This is a genomic window from Paenibacillus sp. J14 (assembly GCF_000518465.1).
Lineage (GTDB): Bacteria > Bacillota > Bacilli > Paenibacillales > Paenibacillaceae > Fontibacillus > Fontibacillus barengoltzii.
This window is the reverse complement of the sequence record NZ_JADQ01000041.1, coordinates 13,433-36,231: the sequence shown is the minus strand read 5'-3', so window position 1 is coordinate 36,231 and position 22,799 is coordinate 13,433. Positions and strand designations below refer to the sequence as shown.

Below are 22,799 nucleotides of genomic sequence, written 5' to 3'. Positions count from 1 at the left end.
TAATCTCAAATCCTTAACGTCCCGCAGAGTGCGAGCGATTCTTCCTATAAAGGATATAGCTTCTCCGGGCATAATTCAAGGGTACGCTCCACACATGAACGAGCCGGGTAAACGGCCACAGAGCAAAGATGATAAAACCTGCTAAAATGTGGATTTGAAACGTGATCGGCACCTCTGACATATAGCTGGCTTCCGGACGCAAGATCAGCAGGTTACGGAACCAAATGGATATCGTCTCCCGATAGTCAAAGTCCGGTTGCACGTTATTTGTCACCAGCGTAGAGTACATCCCCATAAAAACGATAAACAGCAGCAAACCGTTAACGATCATATCCGATGCGGAGCTGAGCCGGCGCACGTTTTTCATCGTCAATCGACGGGCTGTCAGAATCAGCATTCCGGCAAACGTCACCACGCCAAAAAATCCACCGCCATACATCGCCCCGATATGATACAAATGCTCGTTGACGCCAATCGCATTCATCCATGCCTTCGGAATCCCCAGCCCGGCCACGTGACCCATAATAACTGGGATAATCCCGATATGAAACAGGAGGCTGCCGAGCATCAGCCGTTTTTTCTCGATGAACTCACTAGATTTGGCCGTCCAGTTAAACTGGTCGTAGCGGTAACGGAAGATATGCCCCACCACGAACGTGACCACACAGAGATAGGGAAAAATCACCCATAGAAATTGCTCAAACAGGCTCATGGACTTTCACCTCCTGCGACAAACACAGCTTAAACGTTTCCCGAAGGGCTTTGATTAATGGATAATAAGGGTTCCCCTTCGACTCCAGTGACTTCATTAATTGGTAAGTGCCGTCCTCCAAAATCGAGATTACCGTCTGCATCGCCATCAAGCCATGCGGATGATGGAGCCAATCGGCCGCATACAAAAACTCCAGCATCAGCGGCAGAAAATCCGGCAGCTCCCGGTCCACCATCTCCATGCCAAACATCTCGTAAACCAATTTAAGCGAGGTCAGCAGTTGTCCGCGGTCTTTAGAATCTTCATATTTGAAATACGTCATATACAGCGTTGACGACTTCTCAAAATCAAATGTATCGACGTAAAGCTCCTCGATCTCTTCCATGCTTCGTGCAAGCATCTGTTCCCGGTATTTCGACACCGGCTCCATGACGGAAGCAGGGAAAGCCTCTTCCCCACCTTCCTGAATGGAAGCGAACGTCTCCTTGTCGGGGTAAACGAGCTGCCCGGCAAAAAAGCCGAACAACTCGCGATGTGCATCCAGTTTCACCAGATCAATCACGCCAGATCCCCCCATAGAAGTTTTGTTCATACAGATCCCGTCCACTCTTGCCGGTGCTCGCCGGAATCGGAGTGGCAGGACCGCAGCCGTCACAATCCATGCCAAATCCGGCGGTGCCTTGGGCCCGGTACGGGTCCATGTACCCCTCCTTATGCGAGGTTGGAATGACGAACCGATCCTCATATTTCGCGATCGCCAGCAAACGGTACATTTCTTCAACCTGTTGTGCGGTCAGCCCCACGCGATCCAATCGTTTCTCGTCAAACGGCTGCTTGGAGAATTGTGCGCGTTGGTATTGGCGCATCATTGCCATCCGTTGCAGAGCGATTTTTACCGTTTCCATGTCCCCAGCCGTCAGCAGATTCGCCAGGTATTGAATCGGCGTTCTCATTTCCTCAATTGCCGGGAAGATGAGATCCGGGTTCTGAATCGAATCCTTGCCTTCAAAATGGCTCATGATCGGGCTGAGCGGCGGTACGTACCACACCATTGGCAGCGTCCGGTATTCTGGATGCAGCGGGAAGGCCAGTTTATATTCGATGGCCAGCTTGTAGACCGGCGAATTTTGCGCCGCTTCGATCCATTCCTCAGAAAGTCCATCTTTGCGGGCTTGCTCGATGATTTTCGGATCATTTGGATCAAGGAACAGGCTTAGCTGAGCTTCGTACAAATCCTTCTCATCTAGGGTAGATGCCGCTTCTTGCACGCGATCCGCATCATACAACAGCACGCCGAGATAACGGATACGTCCGGTGCAGGTTTCGGAGCACACGGTTGGAAGTCCTGCTTCGATTCTTGGGAAGCAGAATGTGCATTTTTCCGCTTTGTTGGTTTTCCAGTTAAAGTAAACCTTCTTGTATGGGCAACCCGTCATGCAATAACGCCAGCCGCGGCAAGCTTCCTGGTCGACGAGGACGATGCCGTCCTCATCGCGTTTATAAATTGCGCCGGATGGACAGGAAGCCACGCAGCTTGGATTTAAGCAATGCTCGCATAGACGAGGCAAGTACATCATAAACGACTGTTCGAAGTTAAACTTGATGTCCTCTTCGATCTTCTCGATGTTTGGGTCCTTTGGTCCGGTGATATGGCCGCCGGCCAGATCGTCTTCCCAGTTTGGCCCCCAATCCAGGTCCATCGTGTCGCCGGTGACGGCGGATTTCGGACGGGCCACAGGCTGGTGCTTCTTCTCACCCGAATTCGTCAGCTTCTCGTAATCATAAGTCCAAGGCTCGTAGTAGTCTTTCATTTCCGGCATATCCGGGTTATAGAAAATTTTACCGAGCGCGATCTTGGACAGCTTGCTGCCGGATTTCAGCTCCAGCTTCCCGTTACGCAGCGTCCAGCCGCCTTTGTAATGCTCTTGGTCTTCCCAACGTTTCGGATAACCGATCCCCGGCTTCGTTTCAACGTTGTTAAACCACATATATTCGGCGCCTTCCCGGTTCGTCCAGGTGCTCTTACAGGTCACACTGCAGGTATGACAGCCGATGCATTTGTCCAGGTTCATCACCATGGCGATTTGCGCTTTAATCTTCAAGCCAGTCAACCTCCTTCAGTTTGCGCACGGCAACGTACACATCGCGCTGGTTGCCGATAGGTCCGTAATAGTTGAAACCATAGCTAAGCTGGGCATAGCCCCCAACGAGCTGAGTTGGCTTCAAATGGATTCGCGTCGGCGCATTATGGCTGCCGCCTCGCTCACCCGTAATTTCCGAACCAGGAACATTAATGTGTTTGTCTTGGGCGTGATACATAAACATCGTGCCCTTGGGCATCCGGTGGCTGACTACGGCTCTAGCCGTAACAACGCCATTGCGGTTATAGACCTCCAGCCAATCGTTATCGTTAATTTGATGCGCTTCGGCATCCTCATTGTTGATCCAGACGGTAGGCCCGCCGCGGAACAGGGTCAGCATGTGCAGGTTATCCTGATAGGTGCTATGGATGTTCCATTTCCCGTGCGGTGTTAAGTAGCGCAGGACAAGTGCATCCTTGCCGCCCTCAACCTGTTTGTCCCGTGGACCAAACACCATCGGCGGAAGCGTTGGTTTGTAAACCGGCAGCGCCTCACCGAATTGCAGGAAGATCTGATGATCCAGATAAAAATGCTGGCGTCCCGTTAATGTCCGGAACGGCACCAACCGTTCAATATTCGTTGAAAACGGCGAATACCGGCGTCCTGATTTGTTCGAACCGCTGAATACCGGAGTTGGGATGACCTCGCGAGGTTGTGCGGTAATGTTCGCAAAGGTGATGCGTTCCGCCGCACGATCTGCAGAGATATCCTTCAACTCCACGCCGGTATCCTGTTCAGCAGATTCCCAAGCTCTCTGCGAAACTTTGCCGTTTGTTGCCGAGGACAGGTGCAGCACTGCATTGGCCGCTTGTCTTGCGGTACGCAGCTTCGGACGACCGTTTTTGATCGTATCATCGGTGTAAGCGCCGTTGATCTTTTTCAGTTCCTCGTATTCTTCCTTCACGGAGAAGCTGACCCCGTGGGCGCCCACCTTGCCAGATTCCAGGTTAGGTCCCAGCGTGATGTACTTGTCGTAGATCTTCGTGTAATCGCGCTCAACCACGCTAAAGCTAGGCATCGTTTTGCCAAGTACCGGCTTGACTTCACCGCGCTTCCAATCCTTCACTTCCCCATATGGCTGGGAAATTTCAGCCATCGAGTCATGACCCAGCGGAGAGGAAACTACGTCTTTGTATACGCCCGGCATATGTTCCTTCGCCATCTCAGACAAGACGTTGGCCAGCGACCGGTAAATATCCCAGTCCGTCCGCGATTCCCACAGCGGATCGATCGCCGGGTTAAACGGATGCACGAACGGGTGCATGTCGGTTGAGGAAAGGTCGATCTTCTCATACCAGGTTGCGGCAGGCAGGACGATATCAGCGTACATCGGGGTCGCTGTCATCCGGAAATCCAGTGCCACTAGCAGATCCAGTTTGCCTTCCACTTCATCACGCCAAACGATTTCCTCCGGCTTCTCCTCTTCGTTCGGATTGGATAACAACCCGTTATGCGTGCCGAGCAGATGTTTCATGAAGAACTCTTGCCCTTTCGCCGAGCTGGAGATCAGGTTCGACCGCCAGACGAACAGCGTACGCGGGAAGTTCTCCGGCGCATCCGGGTCTTCCACCGCAAACTTCGTTTCGCCTGACACCACTTGCTCGTAAGCATGCTTGATGATGTCCGCGTTATCGGTTTTACCTTGAGCCGCCGCTTCTTCGGCGAACGATAGGCTGTTCTTATTAAACTGCGGGTACGAAGGCAGCCAGCCCAGTCGGGCAGCCAGCACATTGTAGTCCGCTGGATGACGGTACGGAATCTCCCCGCCGGTTGGCGATTTCAGCGATTCCGCGCTCATCTCCTCGTATTTCCATTGGTCTGTAGCAAAATAGAAGAACGAAGTCGCGTTTTGCAGCCGCGGCGGTGCCTGCCAATCGCGGGCAAACGCGATTGTCGACCACCCTTCAATCGGGCGGCATTTCTCCTGCCCGACATAGTGGGCCCAGCCGCCGCCGTTCACGCCTTGGGATGCCGTCAACACAACCAGGTTCAGAATGGAGCGATAGATCGTATCGCTGTTGAACCAGTGGTTAATCCCGGCGCCCATGATGATCATCGAACGGCCGCCAGTATCCAGCGCGTTCTGCGCGAACTCGCGTGCGATTTGCACTACCAGCGATGCCTTCACACCGGTAATGCGCTCTTGCCATGCAGGCGTATAGTGCGATTCCGCATCATCGTACCCTTTGGCGGTATGGGTGCTGCCAGGGCGGTTCACGCCATATTGACTAAGCATCAAATCAAAGACAGTCGCAGCCAATCGGGTGCTGCCGTCTGCCAAAGTGACCGTTTTTGCCGGAATCGACCGAGTAAACGTGCCGTTGCCTGCCGCATCGAAGTAAGGGAAGACGATTTCTGTCCATTCTCCGCCGTGCGGTTCGACTGACAGCGCCGGTTCGATCCGGGTGCCGTCTTCCCGCTCCAGAATCAGATTCCACTTCACGTCCTTCTCCCAACGTTGGCCCATCGTTCCGTTCGGAACGATCAGCTCTCCAGCCGCCTCGTCGTAAATGACCGGCTTCCATTCGGCATGCTCCGTCGCCTGCCCCAGATCGCTGGCCCGCAGGAAACGTCCGGCCTTATATCCACCTTCATGCGGATCCAACAAAATGAGGAACGGCATGTCCGTGTATTGTTTGGCATAATTCAAGAACATCGGTTCTTGGCGCTTCACATAGAACTCGTCAAGGATGACATGGGTCATCGCTTGGGCAACCGCAGCGTCTGTACCCGGATGCGGCGCGAGCCAGTTATCGGCAAATTTGACGTTCTCCGCATGGTCCGGCGCTACGGACACCACCTTGGTTCCTTTGTAGCGAACTTCGGTCATAAAGTGGGCATCCGGGGTCCGCGTGAGCGGCACATTGGAGCCCCACATGATCAAATATCCGGCGTTATACCAGTCGGATGATTCCGGTACATCGGTTTGCTCGCCCCAGATTTGCGGCGAAGCCGGCGGCAGGTCAGCGTACCAGTCGTAGAAGCTAAGCATTTCGCCGCCCAGCAATGAAATGAACCGCGCGCCCGATGCATAGCTGATCATCGACATCGCTGGAATCGGTGTAAATCCAGCAATCCGGTCAGGCCCATATTTTTTAATGGTATAAAGGATTTGTGCTGAAATCAGCTGGGACGCTTCTTCCCAGGTCACGCGAACATGTCCGCCTTTCCCGCGAGCTTGCTTATAGGATCTTGCAGCTTCCGGATTCTCCACGATGCTCGCCCAAGCTTGCACGGGATTCCCTTGAGACTTGGTCATCGCCTCGCGCCATAAGCGCAGCAGCTTCCCGCGCATATAAGGGTATTTCACCCGCAACGGGCTGTACTCGTACCACGAGAACGAGGCGCCCCGTGGGCAGCCGCGCGGTTCAAACTCGGGCATATCCGGTCCGCAGGACGGGTAATCAATCTGTTGATTTTCCCAGGTAATGATGCCGTTCTTCACGAACACCTTCCAGCTGCAAGAGCCGGTGCAGTTCACCCCGTGCGTCGTGCGCACAACTTTATCATGCGACCAGCGGCCGCGGTACATATTTTCCCATTCCCGGCTTTTCTCTTCGATCTTGGTCCATTTCCCCGAGATCGTTTCCGGCTTCTTAAAAAAGCTAAGTCCTGATCTTCGTTTCACGGAAGTGTTCACTCCTTCATCGCCCAAATGAATGCCTTTGATGGGGAATCAATGGTATTCGAGCTTCTGACTCCATTATGAAACGAATTTCACTTGCTTTCCCATCAGGGAATTCCCTCGGCTTGTCGGTGAACGCCCTATAACGACAAAAAAACGCCCAAATGGCGTTTTTTGAAGAACAAATTTCGGTATTCGTTAGGAATGAAGATCCATCATGTACCAGGCGTCACAGGCAAAATGCTCGGAGCCGGCTAGCGGAACTTCCAGCTTCCGGAAGCCATGCTTGCGGTAAAAACGGTTCGCCGCCTCCATCGTCTGCAGCGTTTCCAGATAACATTGCTTATAATGACGCTTGGCAAAGTCTAAGCAGGTCGCCAGCAACTGGGCTGCGATCCCGGTCCCGCGGATTTCTTGCCGCAAATACATTTTCTGCAGCTCGCACACCTCGCTGGAATCAGCAAACGGGGCAATCCCAGCTCCTCCGATCACCCGGCCATCTTTCTCCACGACCCAGTAAGCTCTTCCAACTGGCTCATAATAGCGGGAAAGCGCGCGAAGGCTGTCGTCCTGCCAAGCCAGCCCTTCCCGGTTTCCGCCGAACTCGATCAGACAATCGCGGATCACCGCTTCAATCTCTGCATTATCCTTCGATTGGATAGGTCTAATGATCATCGGTCGTCCATCCTTCCGTTATAGAAGATCCATCTCATGGAGCTTGCCGAAGATCATCCGACTGACCAGCGATGTCCGAACGCGCTCCTCATAGCTAAGCCAAGCCATTTCCTCGATCTCGGAAGCGGGTTGAGGCTCGCCTTCGACCTCCGCAAAGTAACAGGTCATCCGTACAAGTATCCCTTCCGGCTTGCCGTCAGCTTGCGCTTCAAACGTTGCAAAGTAGTTGATCGTCTCCGGCTTTACAGTCACGGATAACTCCTCTTGAATCTCTCGTTGCAAAGTTTCGTGATCGGACTCGCCTGGTTCTCTTTTGCCGCCTGGTATATAAAACAGCTCTTTCCCCTTCGAACGGACATTTAACATGCGACCATTCCGCAGGTGAATCCAGGCGATTTTATCGATGTTTCCCTCCATATTTTGACGCCCCCTAACTCCTAGCTTAATTCAAAGCTTCTCTCTTCCGAACAGAGCTTTCCTCCTCGCTCTCGCTTCCCCCGCCCAGCTTAAATACGAAGATGCCGCCGATAATCACTAACACGCCGATCAGTTGGTTCAGCGTAAACGGCACCTTCTGTAAGCCGAGCCAACCTAGCGAATCAAACAACAAGGCAAACCCTAACTCCGAAGTCATCACGATGGCTACAGCATACGTTGGCCCCAACAGTTTGACACCCTGTACCATGCAAGTAACAACGCCCACCCCAATCAAGCCGCTGAACCAAAACCAAACCGGCATCCCGGGTAATGACGTAAACATTCCTTTTCCTTCAACGATCAGTCCAATGACAAAGGAGGCGGCGAACCCCAGAGCTAACACCAGCGTCGTCGTCGTCCAATTGCCGGTCTGCTCATTCACCTTCGTATTAAACACGTTTTGCATCCCCACCAACGCTCCGGCAGTCAATGCGAACATTATTCCTAACAGCACGTCTCTCCGTCCCCCTATTCGTAAATATTCCGGCTCGCCAGTTTGTGAAGCCCTTCCCGATCCTTCACCGTGATGCCCTCGCGGCTTCGCTCGATCAAACCTAACGCCGCGAATTTCTGCAGCACCCGGTTCAAATGGCGATAGCTGGTACCGATCAAATTAGCCGCATCGGCCAAATCGGCGGTGCCGAGTTTCCCCTGAAACCGCGCATCCGCTTCGTCGAAAGATACAGACAAGAGATAACTCGCCAGGCGGATCTCCACCGGATACAGCAGATTAAAGCTCATCGAGCTGGATTTCATATAGAACTTCTTGGTGATAATGTCCAGTAAAAAATGCAACAGCGGCGAATGATCCGCACCGTATTTCCGCAGCCAACGGTACTCTACCCCGATCATGTGAACCGGGGACACAGCCTCAACGGTATTGATGATATCCCCATCCCGAATGTATTCGACATCCCCGATGATCTCCAGCGGATTCTTAAAAGAAATGACCAGCCTACGGCCTTCCGGAGAGGTGTTATAGATTTTGATCTTCCCCCGAACCAGCACGTACATGGTATGCGATGGCTCGCCTTGCGTGCAAATCAGCTCTCCTTGGTCAAACCCGTGAAGCGTCAGATAAGGCAGCAACGCTTTGGGAAATACCTTCTGAAGTCCATACGATTCGATATAGTCATTTAGCAGGTCCGGGTCTGCCACTTCTTTCATATCCGTTCTCCTCCTTGAGGCTTGGGCCATTCACTCATCCTTTAAAATTTAAGAATAATTACTCCCGCAATCATCAAGCCGATTCCGATAAACTGCGGCAGCCGCATTTTTTGCTTCGGTACACCAAACCAACCTAGGCTATCAATCAGAAAGGTGATGCACAACTGGGCAATCAAAACCGCTGAGATCGTCAAAGTGACTCCAACCTGCTGGATCGCCGTGACATTGCTAAAAATAATAATCGCTGCCCAGGCCCCGCCGCTGATATACAGCGGCTTCACCTTGCGCAAGTCGTTCAGCCCCCCGTCACGAATCATCAGCCAAATCAGCAAAGCCGCGACAAAGCCGGTACATTGAGTCAACGCTGCCGCCGGCCATGTGCCGATCTCGCCGCTGATTCTTGTATTGGCCACCCCTTGCAAGGTGATGAACGCCCCGGCCAAAAACGCAAATAACAAACCCCTCATCGTCTCTCTCCTCGTTCTCGAATCTTCGCGATCCTTTATATCAATACCTAATTAAAGGATATCTTCTGCCGTTTGGAAAGGACATATGTCCTGAATGCCGGTGGAAGGATAAAATAGAAGTAACCGTACATCTAAAATGGGGGGCCCAAAATGCAATGGACATTCACAACCTTAAACCAATGGGATGACGTTTGGTGGGACAAGCTCGAACCCATCTATCGCGAAGCATTCCCGCACGGTGCCAAGCCTGTAAAGGTGCTGAAGAGCATGCTGGATCGCGGAATCGCCAGCTTGCACGCAGGGCTGTTAGACGGCGAAGCGGTAGCGATGGGCGTCACCGGCCTGAGCAGCAAGCAGGGACACAAGCGATTGATCCTCGATTATATGGCCGTGCGTCAAGATGTAAGAGGACAAGGCTTTGGCACTCAGTTCTTCGCAGATATCCGTGACTTAGCCATGTTTGAACATCACGCTGAGGCGATCATTATTGAAGCGGAAGCCGATGACACGGATACGAACCGGGAGCGCCTCCGCTTCTGGATCCATTGCGGATTTATTGCCACACCTTACGTCCATCAATATATCTGGGTTCCCGAGCCGTATCGGGCGCTGTATCTCCCGCTTAATCATCAGTTCACCGTGACCGATGACGGTCAATCGCTGTTTCAGGATATCACTTCGTTTCATCATCGTTCATTTCGCGGGCAGTAACTTCAGGGAAAATAGGACGCAAATGGTGCAATAACAGTAAAAACTACCGTTCATTTTCCACCAACTGGCGTTATTGTTTGAACTAACTGCAAAAAGTACTGCTAAATTCGATCAAACCCCGTGTATTCGAGAAAATTGGCAAAATTAAAGGCAGGATTTACTGTTAATTGCCCCGATTAGCGTAAATTACGAGAATTAACAATACGATTTACCTTTAGTTCTTCACCATTGGGGATTCACAACGTCTCCAGGACCTTTTCAAACACGGGAAACACATCTATTCGCCCTGGAAAACGCACCTCGCCCCGCTGCTCATAACTAAGGCCGCGATATAATTTTAAGGCGGCGGTGTTCCGGGCATAGGTGTCAAGCCGCAAACTGCGGTAACCTTGCTCACGGGCATAAGCTTCAGCGAACTCAACCATCCGGCGGGCGATGCCCTGCCCTTGCATCCGGGGGTCCACAGCCAACCGGTGCATGATTAAATGAGGGCCTTGGGTATCTTTCCATGCAATCGTCTCATACAAATCGTCTTGTTCTTCATCTAAAACGACGATCGCAGCGACTTTCCCCTGTGCTTCTGCAGCAAACAACACCCCGCGCTGTAAATCATCCGCTAACACGTCCCGGTTCGGGTAATGTTCATTCCATTGATCGCTGCCGCCTTCCTGCATCACTTGAATGCAACGCTGCAGCATTTCCATGATCTCGTCCAAATCTTCGGGACGTCCTGTCCGAATCTGCAAATCCATGGGTTCACCTGCTTTTTGAAGGATATTCGTCGTTTTTCAGCTTGCTCTCGTAAATCTTCGTAAGTAAATGCTCGAGTTGCTTTGTTTCCTCTTCGGTTAACACAGCCGTCAGTCGGAAATTAAAGTCGGCTAAAATTTGCCGAAGCGTTGGCTCGAAAGCTTTTCCCTTTTCCGTCGGATACCACAAGATTGACCGCCGGTCCTGCTCATTCACGCGCCGTTCGATGTAACCGGCCTCCTCCAGTTGCTTAACGGAGCGGGTTGTGGTCGCCTTATCAAACTTCACCAAGTGCGTTAACTGGTCTTGATTTAACCCGGGTGTCGCTAATATTGCAAGCAGATAACTGTGGTTTCCGCCTCCGCCGATCCCGTACGGCTTCAACAAGGCGGTGACTTCCTTCTGGTTGATCCGTTGCAGATAGGAGATCAGTTTCCCAACGGAAGGGTAGTTCATGACCTGCACCTCTTTTACAAATCTCATTTATGAAAATTTTAACTGAAATCAGTTGCGCTCGCAACTAAATTGGAGTACACTGGGATTGCTTAAAATGGTTGCAGATGCAACAAATTTGGATGGAGAAGAGAGAGGTGTGAAATGATATGGATATGACGACTCCACGTTCTGACCTACGCACAACTTCTTATCAGGATGATCCGGACATTCAACGGAAACGTTGGTTGATTCTGATCGTGTTGAATTTATTTACGTTTATGTCGACGCTGGATGGCAGCATCGTCAATATTGCTCTGCCTGTGATCTCCAAACAATTGCATCTTTCCGTGGCTCAAGCGGAATGGATCGTTTCTGCGTACTTGATGATGACCTGTGCGGCCATTCTGTTCTTCGGAAAGCTTGGAGATATTGTCGGTAAAATCAAGGTGTTCAAATGGGGCATGGTGATTTTTACTGTGGGCTCTCTGCTGTGCGGTTTTAGCCATAACCTGCCGCTGCTTGTTGGATCCCGGCTGCTGCAAGCGCTTGGGGCCTCGCTAACCATGGCCAACAGCCAGGGAATTGTCACCGACATCTTCCCGGCCACTGAACGAGGCAAAGCGCTTGGTTTCACCGGAACCTTCGTGTCGCTCGGCAGTATCACGGGCCCAAGTCTTGGCGGTGTGATCGTATCGGCCTTTGGCTGGGAATATATTTTCTGGGTGAACGTTCCTGTTGGCCTGATCGCGATTGTCATCGGCTGGAAGCTGCTTCCGGCGGACCGAACCAAGCTGAAGGTGAAAATCGATAAAGCGGGCAGCACGCTGTTCCCCGTCTTTATTCTGGCACTGTTCAGCGGTTTGCTGCTTGGCCAGCAGATCGGGTATCAGGACATCCGAATTGTGGGTGCGCTCGTGCTGGCGGCTGTCGTGTTCTTCGTGTTTCTGTGGATCGAGACGCGCAGTGAAGCACCGATGCTTCAACTGACGTTATTCCGCAATCCGTTGTTCAGCTTAAGTATTCTCGCCGGCTTCCTGGTGTTTGTCGCCAACTTCTGCTTTAATATCATCGCGCCCTTTTATACGCAAAGCATCTTAAACCTCTCGCCTTCTCATGCTGGGTTCCTTATGATGCTGTTCCCGATCGTTATGGTTATCGTCGCCCCGCTGAGCGGTGCATTGTCCGATAAAATCGGCTCCGAGCTGCTGACCTTCGTCGGACTCATCGTCATGGTAATTGCGCAAATCGGGCTGGCCCGTTTACACGACAGCAGTTCGATGGCCTTGGTGGGCGTGTGGATCGCGATGCTTGGTCTGGGCAATGGTCTATTCCAGTCACCCAATAACTCGCTCATCATGTCGAAGGTCCCGAAAACTCAGCTGGGTATCGCCGGCAGCATCAACTCGCTCGTACGCAATATGGGGATGGTTGTCGGCATTACCGTTGCGACCACAACTTTATTTAGCGTCATGAGCAGTCGCGCGGGGCATCGCGTCACCGGCTTGGTGCCGGATCGTCCCGACCTGTTCCTGTCCGGCATGCGTGTGGTGTTCATGACATCCGCCACCATCTGTCTCGTCGTCGCGCTTTTGACCGGCTGGCGGTTTTGGGCCGCAAAACGAGCTCAATGGAGGGAACGGGTGCATTCGACGCACTAACCTGCAAGCAAAAAATCCGTAAAGGTATGAATGACACCCTTACGGATTTTTTTGCTTCTATATATAGGACTGTCATCAGCTTAGTCCTTCCACTCAAGCTTGTTCACTATGCGGTATTTCATTAAGGCAAGCAGAAAATCATCATAAAAATCTTTACGAACGATGATCCGGTATTGGCGCTCCTGATCCTGATTCAAGTAGAACAAGACATCCGTGTATACGTCATTATCCTCGAACTTTTTCTGCACTTCCCGCATGTTCGAGAACAGCGGTTCGTTCTGCAGGAAAGTCAACTCGAATTCTACGTCCTCTTCATTTACCGTTTCACGAATGCGGACTTGCTCCGGATCAAAGTGATAGATCAGCGGCATGTCCTGTCCCCCTCACGCAATAGATTGATGATCTAAGCGTATCGTGTCGCAGCAGCGAAGTCAAATTTTAGAAAAAGCTGACTCTCGGTATCTCGCATATTCCTCCGGCGTGTCGATATCGCGGGGGGCATTTCCCGAAATCTTCACCTCAACGATTTGCTCTCTGTATTGCTGCAGCAGCTCTTTGGCCCCAACGTCACCGTCCAGCTTAGTCAACTCAGGGAACAACGGCGCTGCAAACAATACGGGATGCGCCGGTCGATCATCATAACGCGCTTGCACAATCTCGGCTCCGGTTTGGATGAACACTTCCGTCACTTGCCGTATCGCATCCGGTGAGATCTCCGGCTGATCGCCCAAGATGATTTGAATCGCTGCAGGTGCATAACGCGCCTCTAGCTGCCGGACTCCAGCCGCCAGCGAGGCGCCAAGCCCCCGATTGGCCTGCGAGGTTGTCAGCCATTCCACCGGCACACTCTCCGTATCTTCTTGGCGAAGCGGTCCGCCTTCCGCGGTAATTACCGCCATCTGAACATTTCCTGCCGCCAACACCTGGTGCATCGTTTGTTGCAGCAGATTTCCGCGCGGTGCTGGCAGCAGCAGCTTCGGCTCGCCCATACGCCTGGAAGCGCCGCCCGCGAGGATTAACGCCCATACATCTCCTGACCCAGCTCTGCGCTTAGACACGGCAGGACTCCGGAAAGGCAGGTTCGTCAAGAAATGATGGACTCGAAGTCGAAGCGTTCAATGAAGCGTCAGTTCCTCCCCCGCGGATGGCCCCTTTCCGATCACGCAGAAACCCGCCGGAGCGTCCATTTTTGATTGCGGTAATTTCTGCCAAGATACTCATCGCAATCTCTTCAGGGGTTTCCGCACCGATGTCCAGCCCTACTGGCGAATAGAGCTTATCCCGCAGCGCAGGGTCGATCTTGCGTTCCGGCTCGCCAGGCTGACGTATCGGCTCCAAAATCTTCTTCAGCCGGTAGCTGGAGCCAACCAGGCCGACATACTTGACCTCCGGGGTGAGCATCCGGTGGACCGCCTCCCGATCCAGGTCCAGGTTATGTGACATGACGACGACGTATTTGCCGCGGACGTCGACCTGCTCAAACGCGAAGCGCGGGATAATCTGCAGCTCGTCCGCTGCAGGAAACCGCTCCCGCGTCGCTTTCCCCGTCGCATGGTACGCGACGGTCACCCGCCACTGCAGCCGGCGCGCCAGGCTGCAGAGCAAACGCGCATCGTCGCCAACGCCGACGATGACCAGCTCCGGGCGCGGTGCGACCCGCTCCAGCAGCAGCTCCAGCTGCGTGCTGCCCTCGGTGCGTCGCACCAGCCCGGCCCGCCGGCCCGCGCCCAGCAGGCCGGCGGCTTCGGCCGCGCCGGCAAGCGTGCGGCGCGTGCCGGGCGGCACGGCGGCGGGATCGGAGGAACCGATCACCGTCGCCGCCACATACGGCTCGCGCGTCTCTACGCGCTGCCGCAGGTCGCCGATGATCCGGGCCGCCACGTTCGGCGCGCGGACCGGATCAAACGGCTCGAGCCACACCGTGATCGCCCCGTTGCACCCGAGGCCGGTGCCCCATACCTCGTCTTCTCCGATGCGGAAGTCGTAGAGCAGCTTGCGCGGCTCCAGGATGCGAAGCACCTCTTGGGCATGCTCGCGCAAGTCTTCCTCAATACAGCCGCCGCTCAGAATGCCCGTCACCTCGCCATCCGCATGGATGAGGCAACGCGCGCCTTCCCGGCGGTAGGCGGAGCCGTCCACATCTACAATTGTGGCAACAACGCACGCCTGACGCTCGGCCAGACAGGCGTCTAACGCAAGCATGAGCTCCTCCATGTTCATGTCATCTCCCGTCTTCAATCTGGGGGCCGTCTAGTCGCATTCTGGAACGGCCCCCCCTTACACCCTTAGGATTGCAACGATTTCCACACGCGTTCTGCCGACAATGGCAGCACATAACCGCGCCGACCGGTGGCATGGGCGATTGCATTGGCAATCGCGCCCGGAACCGGGTCCAGCGCCACTTCGCCTAAGGACTTCGCTCCGAATGGACCATGCGGATCGGCTTCCTGTACGAAATGCACCTGAACATCCGGCATATCCTTAACCCCCGGCATGCGGTAGTCCATCATCGAAGGGTTCATGACTCTGCCTTCACGGACGATCAAGTCCTCCATCGTCACCCAGCCGATGCCTTGGGCTACGGCGCCCAGCACTTGGCCCTTCGCCATCGTTTCATGAATGATCGTGCCGGAATCATGTACTGCCCAATATCCGACGACCTTCGTGCGGCCAGTGTCCGGATCCACTTCGACCTCAGCAACATGCGCCGCAAACGGATAGTTTGGCGATGGATGCCCGAAATAGGTGGCGTCCGGCAGCTCGGTATCCGGCACATAACTTTCCTTCACCGTAAGCTCCTCGCCGGCATGACGAGCCCGGAACCAATCAGCGACATCGCTAAGGGAATACGTCTTACCGCTATATTGAACGACGCCGTCTTTAAATACCGCGCCTTCGCCCAGCGCTTCAACTGCCAGCTTCTCGATTTCGCGGACCAGCGCTTCCGCCGCTTTTTGCACCGCATTACCGCCCATAACCGTACTGCGAGAAGCCAGCGTACCGATGCCAAACGGATACCGCCCGGTATCCCCGGATTTTACTAAAATCCCGTCTTCCGGAATCCCCAGCACGCGGCTGGCGATGCGGGCGTAAGTCATCGACATCCCTTGGCCCAACTCGATTTCGCCGGTTTCCACTTCCACGAATCCGCCCGGTTTCACGCGGATCACGGCCGTTGAGCCGTCAAACCGCGGATCGATCGCACGGAAGCCCGAGACGTGATTGGCCACCGCTAGGCCAAGGCCCCGGTAAGGCGGCAATTCGTTTCTCCGCTCCCAACCGGACAGCTCCTTCACCTTCTCGATGCACGCCTCCAAATTACATGTATCGAGACGATACCCGTGCAGCGTGGTGTCGCCGGCGTGAACGATATTTTTGAGACGCAGCTCAGCCGGGTCCATCCCCAGCTCCAGCGCAATCTCATCAATCACGCTTTCCACGGCAAATAGCATCTCCGCATTGCCAAACCCGCGCATACATGTCGTGGGACTATTGTTGGTGTACACCAGGTACCCCGTCGACTTCACATTATGGAAATGATAAATGTTGTCGGGCCGGGTGCAGGCGGTGGCAATGACGTTAGGGCTCCAATAGACACGAGCGCCCGCATCGGCATATACCGTCAGATCTTTGTACACGAAATTCCCTTCCGCATCTGCCCCGATCTCAATGTCAAAAGTCAATGGAACCCGTGGATGGGCCGTGATCATATCTTCATACCGATCCAAAATGATCTTCACATGCCGCCCTGTCGCCATCGCCAAGGCGGCTGCGATCACATGAACCTTCAGAACGTATTTGGCGCCAAAAGAACCCCCAATCGGCGGCACGATAATCCGCACCTTGTCCTCCGGCAAGCCAAACCCGGCCGCATACGCTTCCCGCGCCCGATACGGAATGTGGGAAGGCGCCCAAATGGTGACGCCCTCTTCCTCCGACCAGTGCGCGATCGCCCCAACCGGCTCCAAATGCCCCTGATAAATGCGGTTCGAGATGTAACGCCCGCCTTTGACGACGGCCGCCTTCTGCTTCCCGGCTTCCACATCACCGCGCGAGACATCTACCTTCATCGGTCGGTTCAGCTCCACGTCCTCATGAATCTGAGGAGCACCGGGAGCCATCGCTGCTTCGGGGTCAAATACGCCTTCCAGAGGCTCTAGCTCCACCTCAATCAAGGCCAAGGCTTGCTCGGCTGCTTCTTTCGTCTCAGCCGCAACAGCAGCGATTTCGTCACCGATGAAGAGCACGCGATCGCGGGCGAGAATATTCCAGTCTTTGAATTTGGTCGGCCCATATTTATGGTTAGGTACGTCATCTGCCGTGATAACAGCATGTACGCCTTCCACCTGGCGTGCTTTGTCCACGTTAATCCGTTTGATCCGCGCATGGGCCAATGGGCTGCGGTAAATCGCGCCAACGAGCTGCCCCGGAAAATTCAGATCGTGCAAGTAACGGGTCTGCCCTTCCAGCTTGGACTTCAAATCCAGCGGCTTCTGCTTTAACGTCGGATTCCCTTGCCGAGCCGAAGGATTCGGGTCAGCCGGGTTCATGACCTTGGCGTCTTGCGATTTGCTAGCTTGCTGTTGGCTATTTGTCGTCATCGCACGGCTCCTTTCGAGGCCAGGACGTGCTCCGCCGCTTCCATAATGCCGCGATAACCGGTGCAGCGGCACAGGTTGTTCTTCAGCGCCGCGCCGATGTCGCCGCCGAACAAATCGGGATTTTGCAGCCAAGCCCAAGTAGACATCATAATCCCCGGCGTGCAAAAACCGCACTGTACGCCGCCATATTCCTGCATCGCTTGCTCCAGCTCCCGGAACTCCGGATGTCGGGCTAAGCCTTCGATCGTTTCCACCGATTGCCCTTGGGCGGAAGCGACCGGCACCAGGCAAGAGACGACCGGTTGGCCGTCCAGCAGCACGGTACAAGCCCCGCATTCGCCGGTGCGGCAGCCGATCTTTGTCCCTGTCAGGCCTTGCCCTTCACGGATGACGTCCGCCAGCGAAGCGGTTGGCTCTCCGTTCCAGGTCACGTCCTCGCCGTTAATCGTTAACGTCAAACTAGAGTTAAGGTTATGGTTATGTCCGCCGTTCATGAGGCAGCACCTTCTTCCTTTTGCAAATGCTTATGTGTTTTGGACGGAGGCATGGAACACTTCCTGCGGTGTGAAGCTGCGGTCCAGCAGGCCGTCCTCCTGAAGATAAGAAATAAACGTCTCGATCTGCGGCCAGTTCGCTGCAACTCCGTAAGGCCACATATCCCCGTTCATCAGCTTGGCCGAGGCTTCAGCCGATTCCCAGACAAACGGATTGGAGGTGGCATTGCGAATCGTCTCCAGCAGCTCCGCGATCCCTTCATCCTTGATCGCCCGCATCAGCTCATACAGCTGCTTGGGCAGTTCCGGGAACTGCTCTACGGTGGTTGCCTTCAGCGAAACCAAGTGCATAATTGGGAAAATCCCCGTACGCCCGTAATACTCCCGCTCGACGTTCCATACGTCCGGGATTAACCGGCGCAGCACGCCGCCTTCGCCCGAAGCCGGGAACAGCTTGGCCGGCGGGCGCCGGGCCGTCATGATCGCATCCACTTTCCCTTCCGCCAGCGCTTCAAAAATATCGCCCTCGACGAGCGTTGCCGGTGTCTCCACCGGCACCCGCTCTGGACGGAACGTAAACCATTCCATCTCGTCAGTGGCGATCCCCCATTCATGCCGGAACATGCCCCGGACCCAGACGGCCGCAGTCATTTGGTATTCGGGAAATCCGAACCGTTTGCCTTTAAGCTCGGAAGGATGCGTATATGGACTGTCCGAACGGACATAAATCGCATTATGTCGGAATGACCGGGATAGAAATACCGGGATGGCCGTTAACCGCGTATCTCCTCCGCCTTTGGCAATCAGGTAGGAGGCCAACGACAGTTCGGATACGTCATACGACGCCTGGGAAATTTGGTTCACAAAAATATCTTCAATCGACTCCCGCTGCACATCGAGCGTAAAGCCCGGCAGCGGTTTGGCGCCGCTGAGCAATTTTAAGGTGCGATCGCTCTCTGACATGGCGATCTTTAAGGTTGTCCCTGCCATGGTGATGCTCCTCTCCCCTCGTTACAGGCCGTTCGGTAGCAAAGCGTTCGCGGCCCGCTTGATATAAGTCCCTACTAAGGCGCGGCGATACTCCGCGCTGGCGCGCACATCCGTAATTGGCGAGCTGTGCTGCACGTACAACGCGCTGAGCTCGTCCAGCTTAGCGGCGGTAAGTTCGCCGCTCCACCGCTCTTCTTCCTCCGCGCTCAGCGTGAACGGCTTCGGCGCGGCTGCGCCCACGGCGGCCGTCCCCCACTCGATCTCATGGCCTTTGCCTTGCAGCAGCAAGGCGACGGAGACGATCGAGATGTCGGTGGCCGCACGCTGATCGTGCCGCAGAAACACCTGCGGCACCTCGAGCACCCGGGCCGGAATGAACAGCGACGTGATCAGCTCGCGTTCGCGGAGCTGGGTCGCCTTCGGCCCGGTGATGAAGTCCGCGATCGGCACGCTGCGAGTGCCGTCCGCCCCGGCTAGCCGGACTTCCGCTCGGTAAGCCACGAGCGGAACGACCATATCGGCGGCCGGGGAGGCGTTCGCCACATTGCCGCCCAGCGATGCGCGGTTTTGGATCTGCCAGCCGCCAACGATGCGGGCGGCCTGTTGCAGCGCGGGCACGACGCGAAACGTGTCGCTGCCCCAGATCTCGGCAGCCGTCACCGCGGCGCCGATTTCAAGACCCGCCTCGGTGCGGCGGGTCGCTTGCAGCTCCGGCACACGCCGGATATCGAGCCAGTCGGTGTGCTCCGACTCATAGGATTTACGCTGCGCGTTCACGAACAAATCGGTTCCCCCGCACACGATACGGGGATTCCGCTCCCGAAGCAGCTCAAGCGCTTCGTCTAAACTGCGGGGCTGTAGCCAGGCCATAATTGCCCCTCCTTCATGTAAATATGATGATGTCTACTCCAAGGCGGTTGCCAAATCCTTGATCCACGGTCGGCCGGTCAGCGGCTCAATCTTAACCTCACTGCCTGGAACAGCGCGAATGCTGCACAAGTAACCAGGTTTGCCATCCACAAACGCCGAGCATTCTTTGCAGGCGTTGGCGGAACGGCAGGAATACCGTACCGAAAAGGACGGGTCGACATGCTCCCGAATCCAAAAGATCGCATCCAGCAGGCTCATCCCGTCACGAAATGGAACTTCGTATTTCTCAAAGGAAGCGCCGCTTTCTGCATCGCCGCGAACTACGTTTAAAGTCACTGTTGCCATTGTTCCTTATTCTCCCTTCATTCGGAACCGTCTTGCCGGCTCGTTTGATCTCGTCCGTCTCGGTTAGCTGCCCGCCGGCAGCGGAACCTCGGTGACAACCCAATCCCCTGCCTCATTTAAGACATAGCTGTAGCTGGACGGTTGGCTGAGCGTTTCGTCGTAATCCAATCGTACATGGGCACCGCGCGTCTCTTTGCGTTCCAGGGCGCCAAGCACAATCGCTTCGCTGACTTTCAGCATATTGGCGGCTTCCAGCTTCTCGAACAGGGACAGCGCAAATTTGCCCGGCTTCGCCAGCGAGATGCGGTCCAGCTCGCTGCCCAGCGCCTTAAGCTCCGTCAACGCTTCCTTCAAGCCGCTTTCCGTACGAAGCGGACCAGCACCCTTCCACATCACCTTCTGCAGCTTGCGTTTAAACGCTTGGAGCGAGGCAGAATCCCGCTCAACCGGGGTAGGATGCCAAAATTGCGTTAACCGCTCCATCTCCCGCTCAAAGGCTTGACGCACAGCAGCTTCATCCAGTGCATCGCTTTTCTCGCGTGCGGCAGTTTCACCGGCAATTCGCCCGGTAACCAGTGCTTCGGTGATGGCATTGCCGGATAAGCGATTCGCACCATGCATGCCATAAATCAACTCACCCGATGCGAGCAGACCCGGTACTCTTGTGCGCATTGCTTCGTCTACCCGTACACCGCCGAGCATAAAGTGCGCCATTGGGGCTACTTCCACCATATCCTTGGTCAAATCCACGCCTTGATTCCGCAAAATATCGATGACCGGGCCAAACGCTTCCTTCAGCTTGTCCTCCGGTACCATCGTGAAGTCGAGATACGCTCCGCCGTGCGGCGTACCGCGGCCAGCCTCCACCTCGCGGAAAATCGCCAGTGTCGTTTGGTCACGCGCCGCCGTGTATTTTCCGGCAACTTCGCCGTTGTATTTATCCATAAATTCTTCTTTCAAACCGTTCAACAGGCGACCGCCCAGCTTATAGCGGAACGGATCCCACATGATCGGATCGATGCCAACGAGAGGCGGGAACAGGTGAGCAATGGGGAAAAACTGCACCATCTCCATATCGCGCACTTCGGCACCTGCCTCGGCTGCCAGCACGAATCCGTCACCAGTCATGTTCGCCGATGCACTGTTGCGTTCAAAGACCTCCGTTAACCCTCCTGTAGCCAAAATGACCGATGAGGCGGCGATACTAATCGGGCGGTATTCCTCCATCTCAAAGCCGATGGCACCGACGGCCCGCCCATTCTCAACGACAACTTTCGTGATCATCACGTTCTTCAGACGTTGGATCTTCTCGTCCTTCCAAATCGCCTTCTTTAAACCAGCGGCTGTAGCACCGCCCGTATTCAAAATATCCACGTACACGCAGCGGGCTTTGGAATGCCCTGGAGCAAACGCCTGTGAACGCTTGCCATCCGGTGTGCGGGCCCACTTGACGCCATAACCTTCCGCTTCGAGAATCACCTTGGGTCCCCGTTCGACGACAGCACGAACGATCTTGGGATCAGCCAAGCCCCGGCTTCCCTTCATCGTGTCCTCAAAATGAATTTCCGTACTGTCCTCTTCCGCTTCGCCCAATGCTACGGCTACGGTCATCTGCGCCAAAATCGTCGCTCCGCCCCGGCTGATTAAGCTCTTGTCGGTCAAAATTACGCGGGCGCCTTCATCGGCCGCCGCTCGGGCTGCCATCAACCCGGCGGCTCCGGATCCGACAACCAACACGTCCGTCTGTAAATGCAATGGTTCCATCCTGTTGTCTCCTCCTTCAGCGCTTACGCTTGTTGCCCCAGCGTGATCCCTACCGGTTGTACCGTAATCCCCGCAGCCGTTAATGAAGTGCGAATTTTTTCCGCAAACTCAACGGCATGAATGCCGTCACCATGAATACAAATCGTATCTGCTTGGATATCCACATCGACGTTCTGCTGAGACATGACTTTGCCTTCGGCAACCATTCGAATGACCTGTTTCACCGATTGCTCCTCATCCGTAATCAGAGCATCCGGCAAACGGCGCGAGGTGAGTGAACCGTCGGATTGGTAGGTCCGGTCAGAGAAGACTTCGCTCGCGGTGCGTAACCCGACTTTCTTCCCGGCTTTAATCAGCTCGCTGCCGGCAAGTCCAAACAGAATCAACTCCGGATCGATTTTATACACTGCTTCGGCAATCGCCTCAGCCAAACCGGCGTTCCGTGCCGCCATGTTGTAGAAAGAACCATGGGCTTTGACATGCTGAAGCTTCGCCCCTTCCGCGCGTACGAATCCCCAAAGCGCACCGATCTGGTACACTGCGATGTCATAGGCCTCTTGCGGAGACAGATCCATATCGCGACGGCCAAATCCAATCAAATCCTGCAAGCCCGGATGTGCCCCTAGAGCCACGCCATGATCCAACGCCAGCTTCACGGTCTTACGCATCGTCGCCGGGTCGCCGGCATGGAAACCGCAAGCGATATTTGCTGATGTGACATACTTCAACACTTCGCTGTCTCTGCCCAGCTTATAAGCGCCAAAGCTCTCGCCCATATCACAGTTCAAATCCACTACATTACTCATGCTGATGCTCCTCTCACAATTCATTAATAGGATTAATTCATGGCATTAACTATGAAACAAGCCAGCCTCAAACGGCAGAATGGACAACGGAAGTGGTCTTCTCCGTCTTCT

At 54.6% G+C, this 22,799-nt stretch carries 23 protein-coding genes and 1 pseudogene; 2 read left to right on the top strand and 22 right to left on the bottom strand.

The annotated features are described in order from the left end of the window. Positions 1-13: 13 nt before the first annotated feature. From narI to M891_RS0115390, 9 genes are all read right to left on the bottom strand, one after another. Positions 14-712 carry a respiratory nitrate reductase subunit gamma gene (gene narI / locus M891_RS0115430; protein ID WP_016312187.1) on the bottom strand — a complete coding sequence of 233 codons (699 nt, stop codon included), beginning with the start codon at positions 710-712 and terminating at the stop codon, positions 14-16. Next, positions 699-1,274: a nitrate reductase molybdenum cofactor assembly chaperone gene (gene narJ / locus M891_RS0115425; protein ID WP_009223280.1), complete on the bottom strand. Its 576-nt coding sequence runs from the start codon at positions 1,272-1,274 to the stop codon at positions 699-701. Before narJ ends, narI begins: the two co-directional genes overlap by 14 nt. After that, positions 1,267-2,814 (bottom strand): nitrate reductase subunit beta, encoded by a 1,548-nt coding sequence (gene narH, locus M891_RS0115420; RefSeq protein ID WP_028539477.1) that lies wholly within the window; start codon positions 2,812-2,814, stop codon positions 1,267-1,269. The genes narJ and narH overlap by 8 nt, the downstream gene beginning before the upstream one ends. After that, positions 2,804-6,481, bottom strand: a complete 3,678-nt coding sequence (locus M891_RS0115415) for a nitrate reductase subunit alpha (RefSeq protein WP_028539476.1) — start codon at positions 6,479-6,481, stop codon at positions 2,804-2,806. Before M891_RS0115415 ends, narH begins: the two co-directional genes overlap by 11 nt. Before the next feature lie 195 nt (positions 6,482-6,676). Continuing rightward, positions 6,677-7,153, bottom strand: coding sequence for a GNAT family N-acetyltransferase (locus M891_RS0115410; RefSeq protein ID WP_028539475.1), 477 nt, complete (start codon positions 7,151-7,153; stop codon positions 6,677-6,679). Between the two features lie 18 nt (positions 7,154-7,171). After that, a complete protein-coding gene (locus M891_RS0115405) occupies positions 7,172-7,570 on the bottom strand; it encodes an NUDIX hydrolase (protein ID WP_028539474.1) in 399 nt (132 codons plus the stop codon). Between the two features lie 25 nt (positions 7,571-7,595). After that, positions 7,596-8,084, bottom strand: coding sequence for a DMT family transporter (locus tag M891_RS0115400; protein ID WP_028539473.1), 489 nt, complete (start codon positions 8,082-8,084; stop codon positions 7,596-7,598). A gap of 14 nt (positions 8,085-8,098) precedes the next feature. Next, entirely contained in the window at positions 8,099-8,797 is a 699-nt protein-coding gene (locus tag M891_RS0115395) for a Crp/Fnr family transcriptional regulator (RefSeq protein WP_028539472.1), read from the bottom strand. A gap of 41 nt (positions 8,798-8,838) precedes the next feature. Then, complete coding sequence (locus M891_RS0115390; RefSeq protein WP_028539471.1) at positions 8,839-9,264, bottom strand: DMT family transporter; 426 nt, start codon at positions 9,262-9,264, stop codon at positions 8,839-8,841. 150 nt (positions 9,265-9,414) lie between these two features. On the opposite strand from M891_RS0115390, the gene M891_RS0115385 reads away from it, so the two are divergent. Then, positions 9,415-9,975, top strand: a complete 561-nt coding sequence (locus tag M891_RS0115385) for a GNAT family N-acetyltransferase (protein ID WP_028539470.1) — start codon at positions 9,415-9,417, stop codon at positions 9,973-9,975. Between the two features lie 236 nt (positions 9,976-10,211). On the opposite strand, the gene M891_RS0115380 is transcribed toward M891_RS0115385, so the two are convergent. Both M891_RS0115380 and M891_RS0115375 read right to left on the bottom strand, forming a co-directional pair. After that, the gene (locus M891_RS0115380; RefSeq protein WP_028539469.1) at positions 10,212-10,727 is read right to left on the bottom strand and encodes a GNAT family N-acetyltransferase; all 516 of its coding nucleotides are present in this window, start codon (positions 10,725-10,727) and stop codon (positions 10,212-10,214) included. Between the two features lie 4 nt (positions 10,728-10,731). Then, entirely contained in the window at positions 10,732-11,181 is a 450-nt protein-coding gene (locus M891_RS0115375) for a MarR family winged helix-turn-helix transcriptional regulator (protein WP_028539468.1), read from the bottom strand. 146 nt (positions 11,182-11,327) lie between these two features. On the opposite strand from M891_RS0115375, the gene M891_RS0115370 reads away from it, so the two are divergent. Then, the gene (locus M891_RS0115370; RefSeq protein WP_028539467.1) at positions 11,328-12,818 is read left to right on the top strand and encodes an MFS transporter; all 1,491 of its coding nucleotides are present in this window, start codon (positions 11,328-11,330) and stop codon (positions 12,816-12,818) included. A gap of 80 nt (positions 12,819-12,898) precedes the next feature. On the opposite strand, the gene M891_RS0115365 is transcribed toward M891_RS0115370, so the two are convergent. The 11 genes and pseudogenes from M891_RS0115365 to M891_RS0115320 all read right to left on the bottom strand — a co-directional run bounded on the left by M891_RS0115365 (position 12,899) and on the right by M891_RS0115320 (position 22,688). After that, positions 12,899-13,189 carry a hypothetical protein gene (locus tag M891_RS0115365; RefSeq protein ID WP_028539466.1) on the bottom strand — a complete coding sequence of 97 codons (291 nt, stop codon included), beginning with the start codon at positions 13,187-13,189 and terminating at the stop codon, positions 12,899-12,901. Between the two features lie 60 nt (positions 13,190-13,249). Continuing rightward, positions 13,250-13,876: a nucleotidyltransferase family protein gene (locus tag M891_RS24695; RefSeq protein ID WP_139816690.1), complete on the bottom strand. Its 627-nt coding sequence runs from the start codon at positions 13,874-13,876 to the stop codon at positions 13,250-13,252. Continuing rightward, positions 13,869-14,603: an XdhC family protein gene (locus M891_RS25855; protein WP_232228356.1), complete on the bottom strand. Its 735-nt coding sequence runs from the start codon at positions 14,601-14,603 to the stop codon at positions 13,869-13,871. Before M891_RS25855 ends, M891_RS24695 begins: the two co-directional genes overlap by 8 nt. A 264-nt stretch (positions 14,604-14,867) precedes the next feature. Next, a pseudogene (locus tag M891_RS26175) lies at positions 14,868-15,020 on the bottom strand (XdhC family protein); the annotation flags it as partial. Between the two features lie 83 nt (positions 15,021-15,103). Further along, positions 15,104-17,419 carry a xanthine dehydrogenase family protein molybdopterin-binding subunit gene (locus M891_RS0115350; protein WP_028539464.1) on the bottom strand — a complete coding sequence of 772 codons (2,316 nt, stop codon included), beginning with the start codon at positions 17,417-17,419 and terminating at the stop codon, positions 15,104-15,106. Beyond that, positions 17,416-17,913 carry a (2Fe-2S)-binding protein gene (locus M891_RS0115345; protein ID WP_028539463.1) on the bottom strand — a complete coding sequence of 166 codons (498 nt, stop codon included), beginning with the start codon at positions 17,911-17,913 and terminating at the stop codon, positions 17,416-17,418. Before M891_RS0115345 ends, M891_RS0115350 begins: the two co-directional genes overlap by 4 nt. A 30-nt stretch (positions 17,914-17,943) precedes the next feature. Further along, on the bottom strand, positions 17,944-18,903 hold the full coding sequence (locus M891_RS0115340; protein WP_028539462.1) for a 4,5-dihydroxyphthalate decarboxylase: 960 nt from the start codon (positions 18,901-18,903) through the stop codon (positions 17,944-17,946). Between the two features lie 21 nt (positions 18,904-18,924). After that, entirely contained in the window at positions 18,925-19,773 is an 849-nt protein-coding gene (locus M891_RS0115335; RefSeq protein ID WP_028539461.1) for an FAD binding domain-containing protein, read from the bottom strand. A gap of 33 nt (positions 19,774-19,806) precedes the next feature. Beyond that, the gene (locus M891_RS0115330; protein WP_028539460.1) at positions 19,807-20,118 is read right to left on the bottom strand and encodes a 2Fe-2S iron-sulfur cluster-binding protein; all 312 of its coding nucleotides are present in this window, start codon (positions 20,116-20,118) and stop codon (positions 19,807-19,809) included. A 63-nt stretch (positions 20,119-20,181) separates the two neighbouring features. Further along, positions 20,182-21,882, bottom strand: coding sequence for an FAD-binding protein (locus M891_RS24020; RefSeq protein ID WP_036700658.1), 1,701 nt, complete (start codon positions 21,880-21,882; stop codon positions 20,182-20,184). A 23-nt stretch (positions 21,883-21,905) separates the two neighbouring features. Beyond that, positions 21,906-22,688: a LamB/YcsF family protein gene (locus M891_RS0115320; RefSeq protein ID WP_028539459.1), complete on the bottom strand. Its 783-nt coding sequence runs from the start codon at positions 22,686-22,688 to the stop codon at positions 21,906-21,908. Positions 22,689-22,799: the final 111 nt, after the last annotated feature.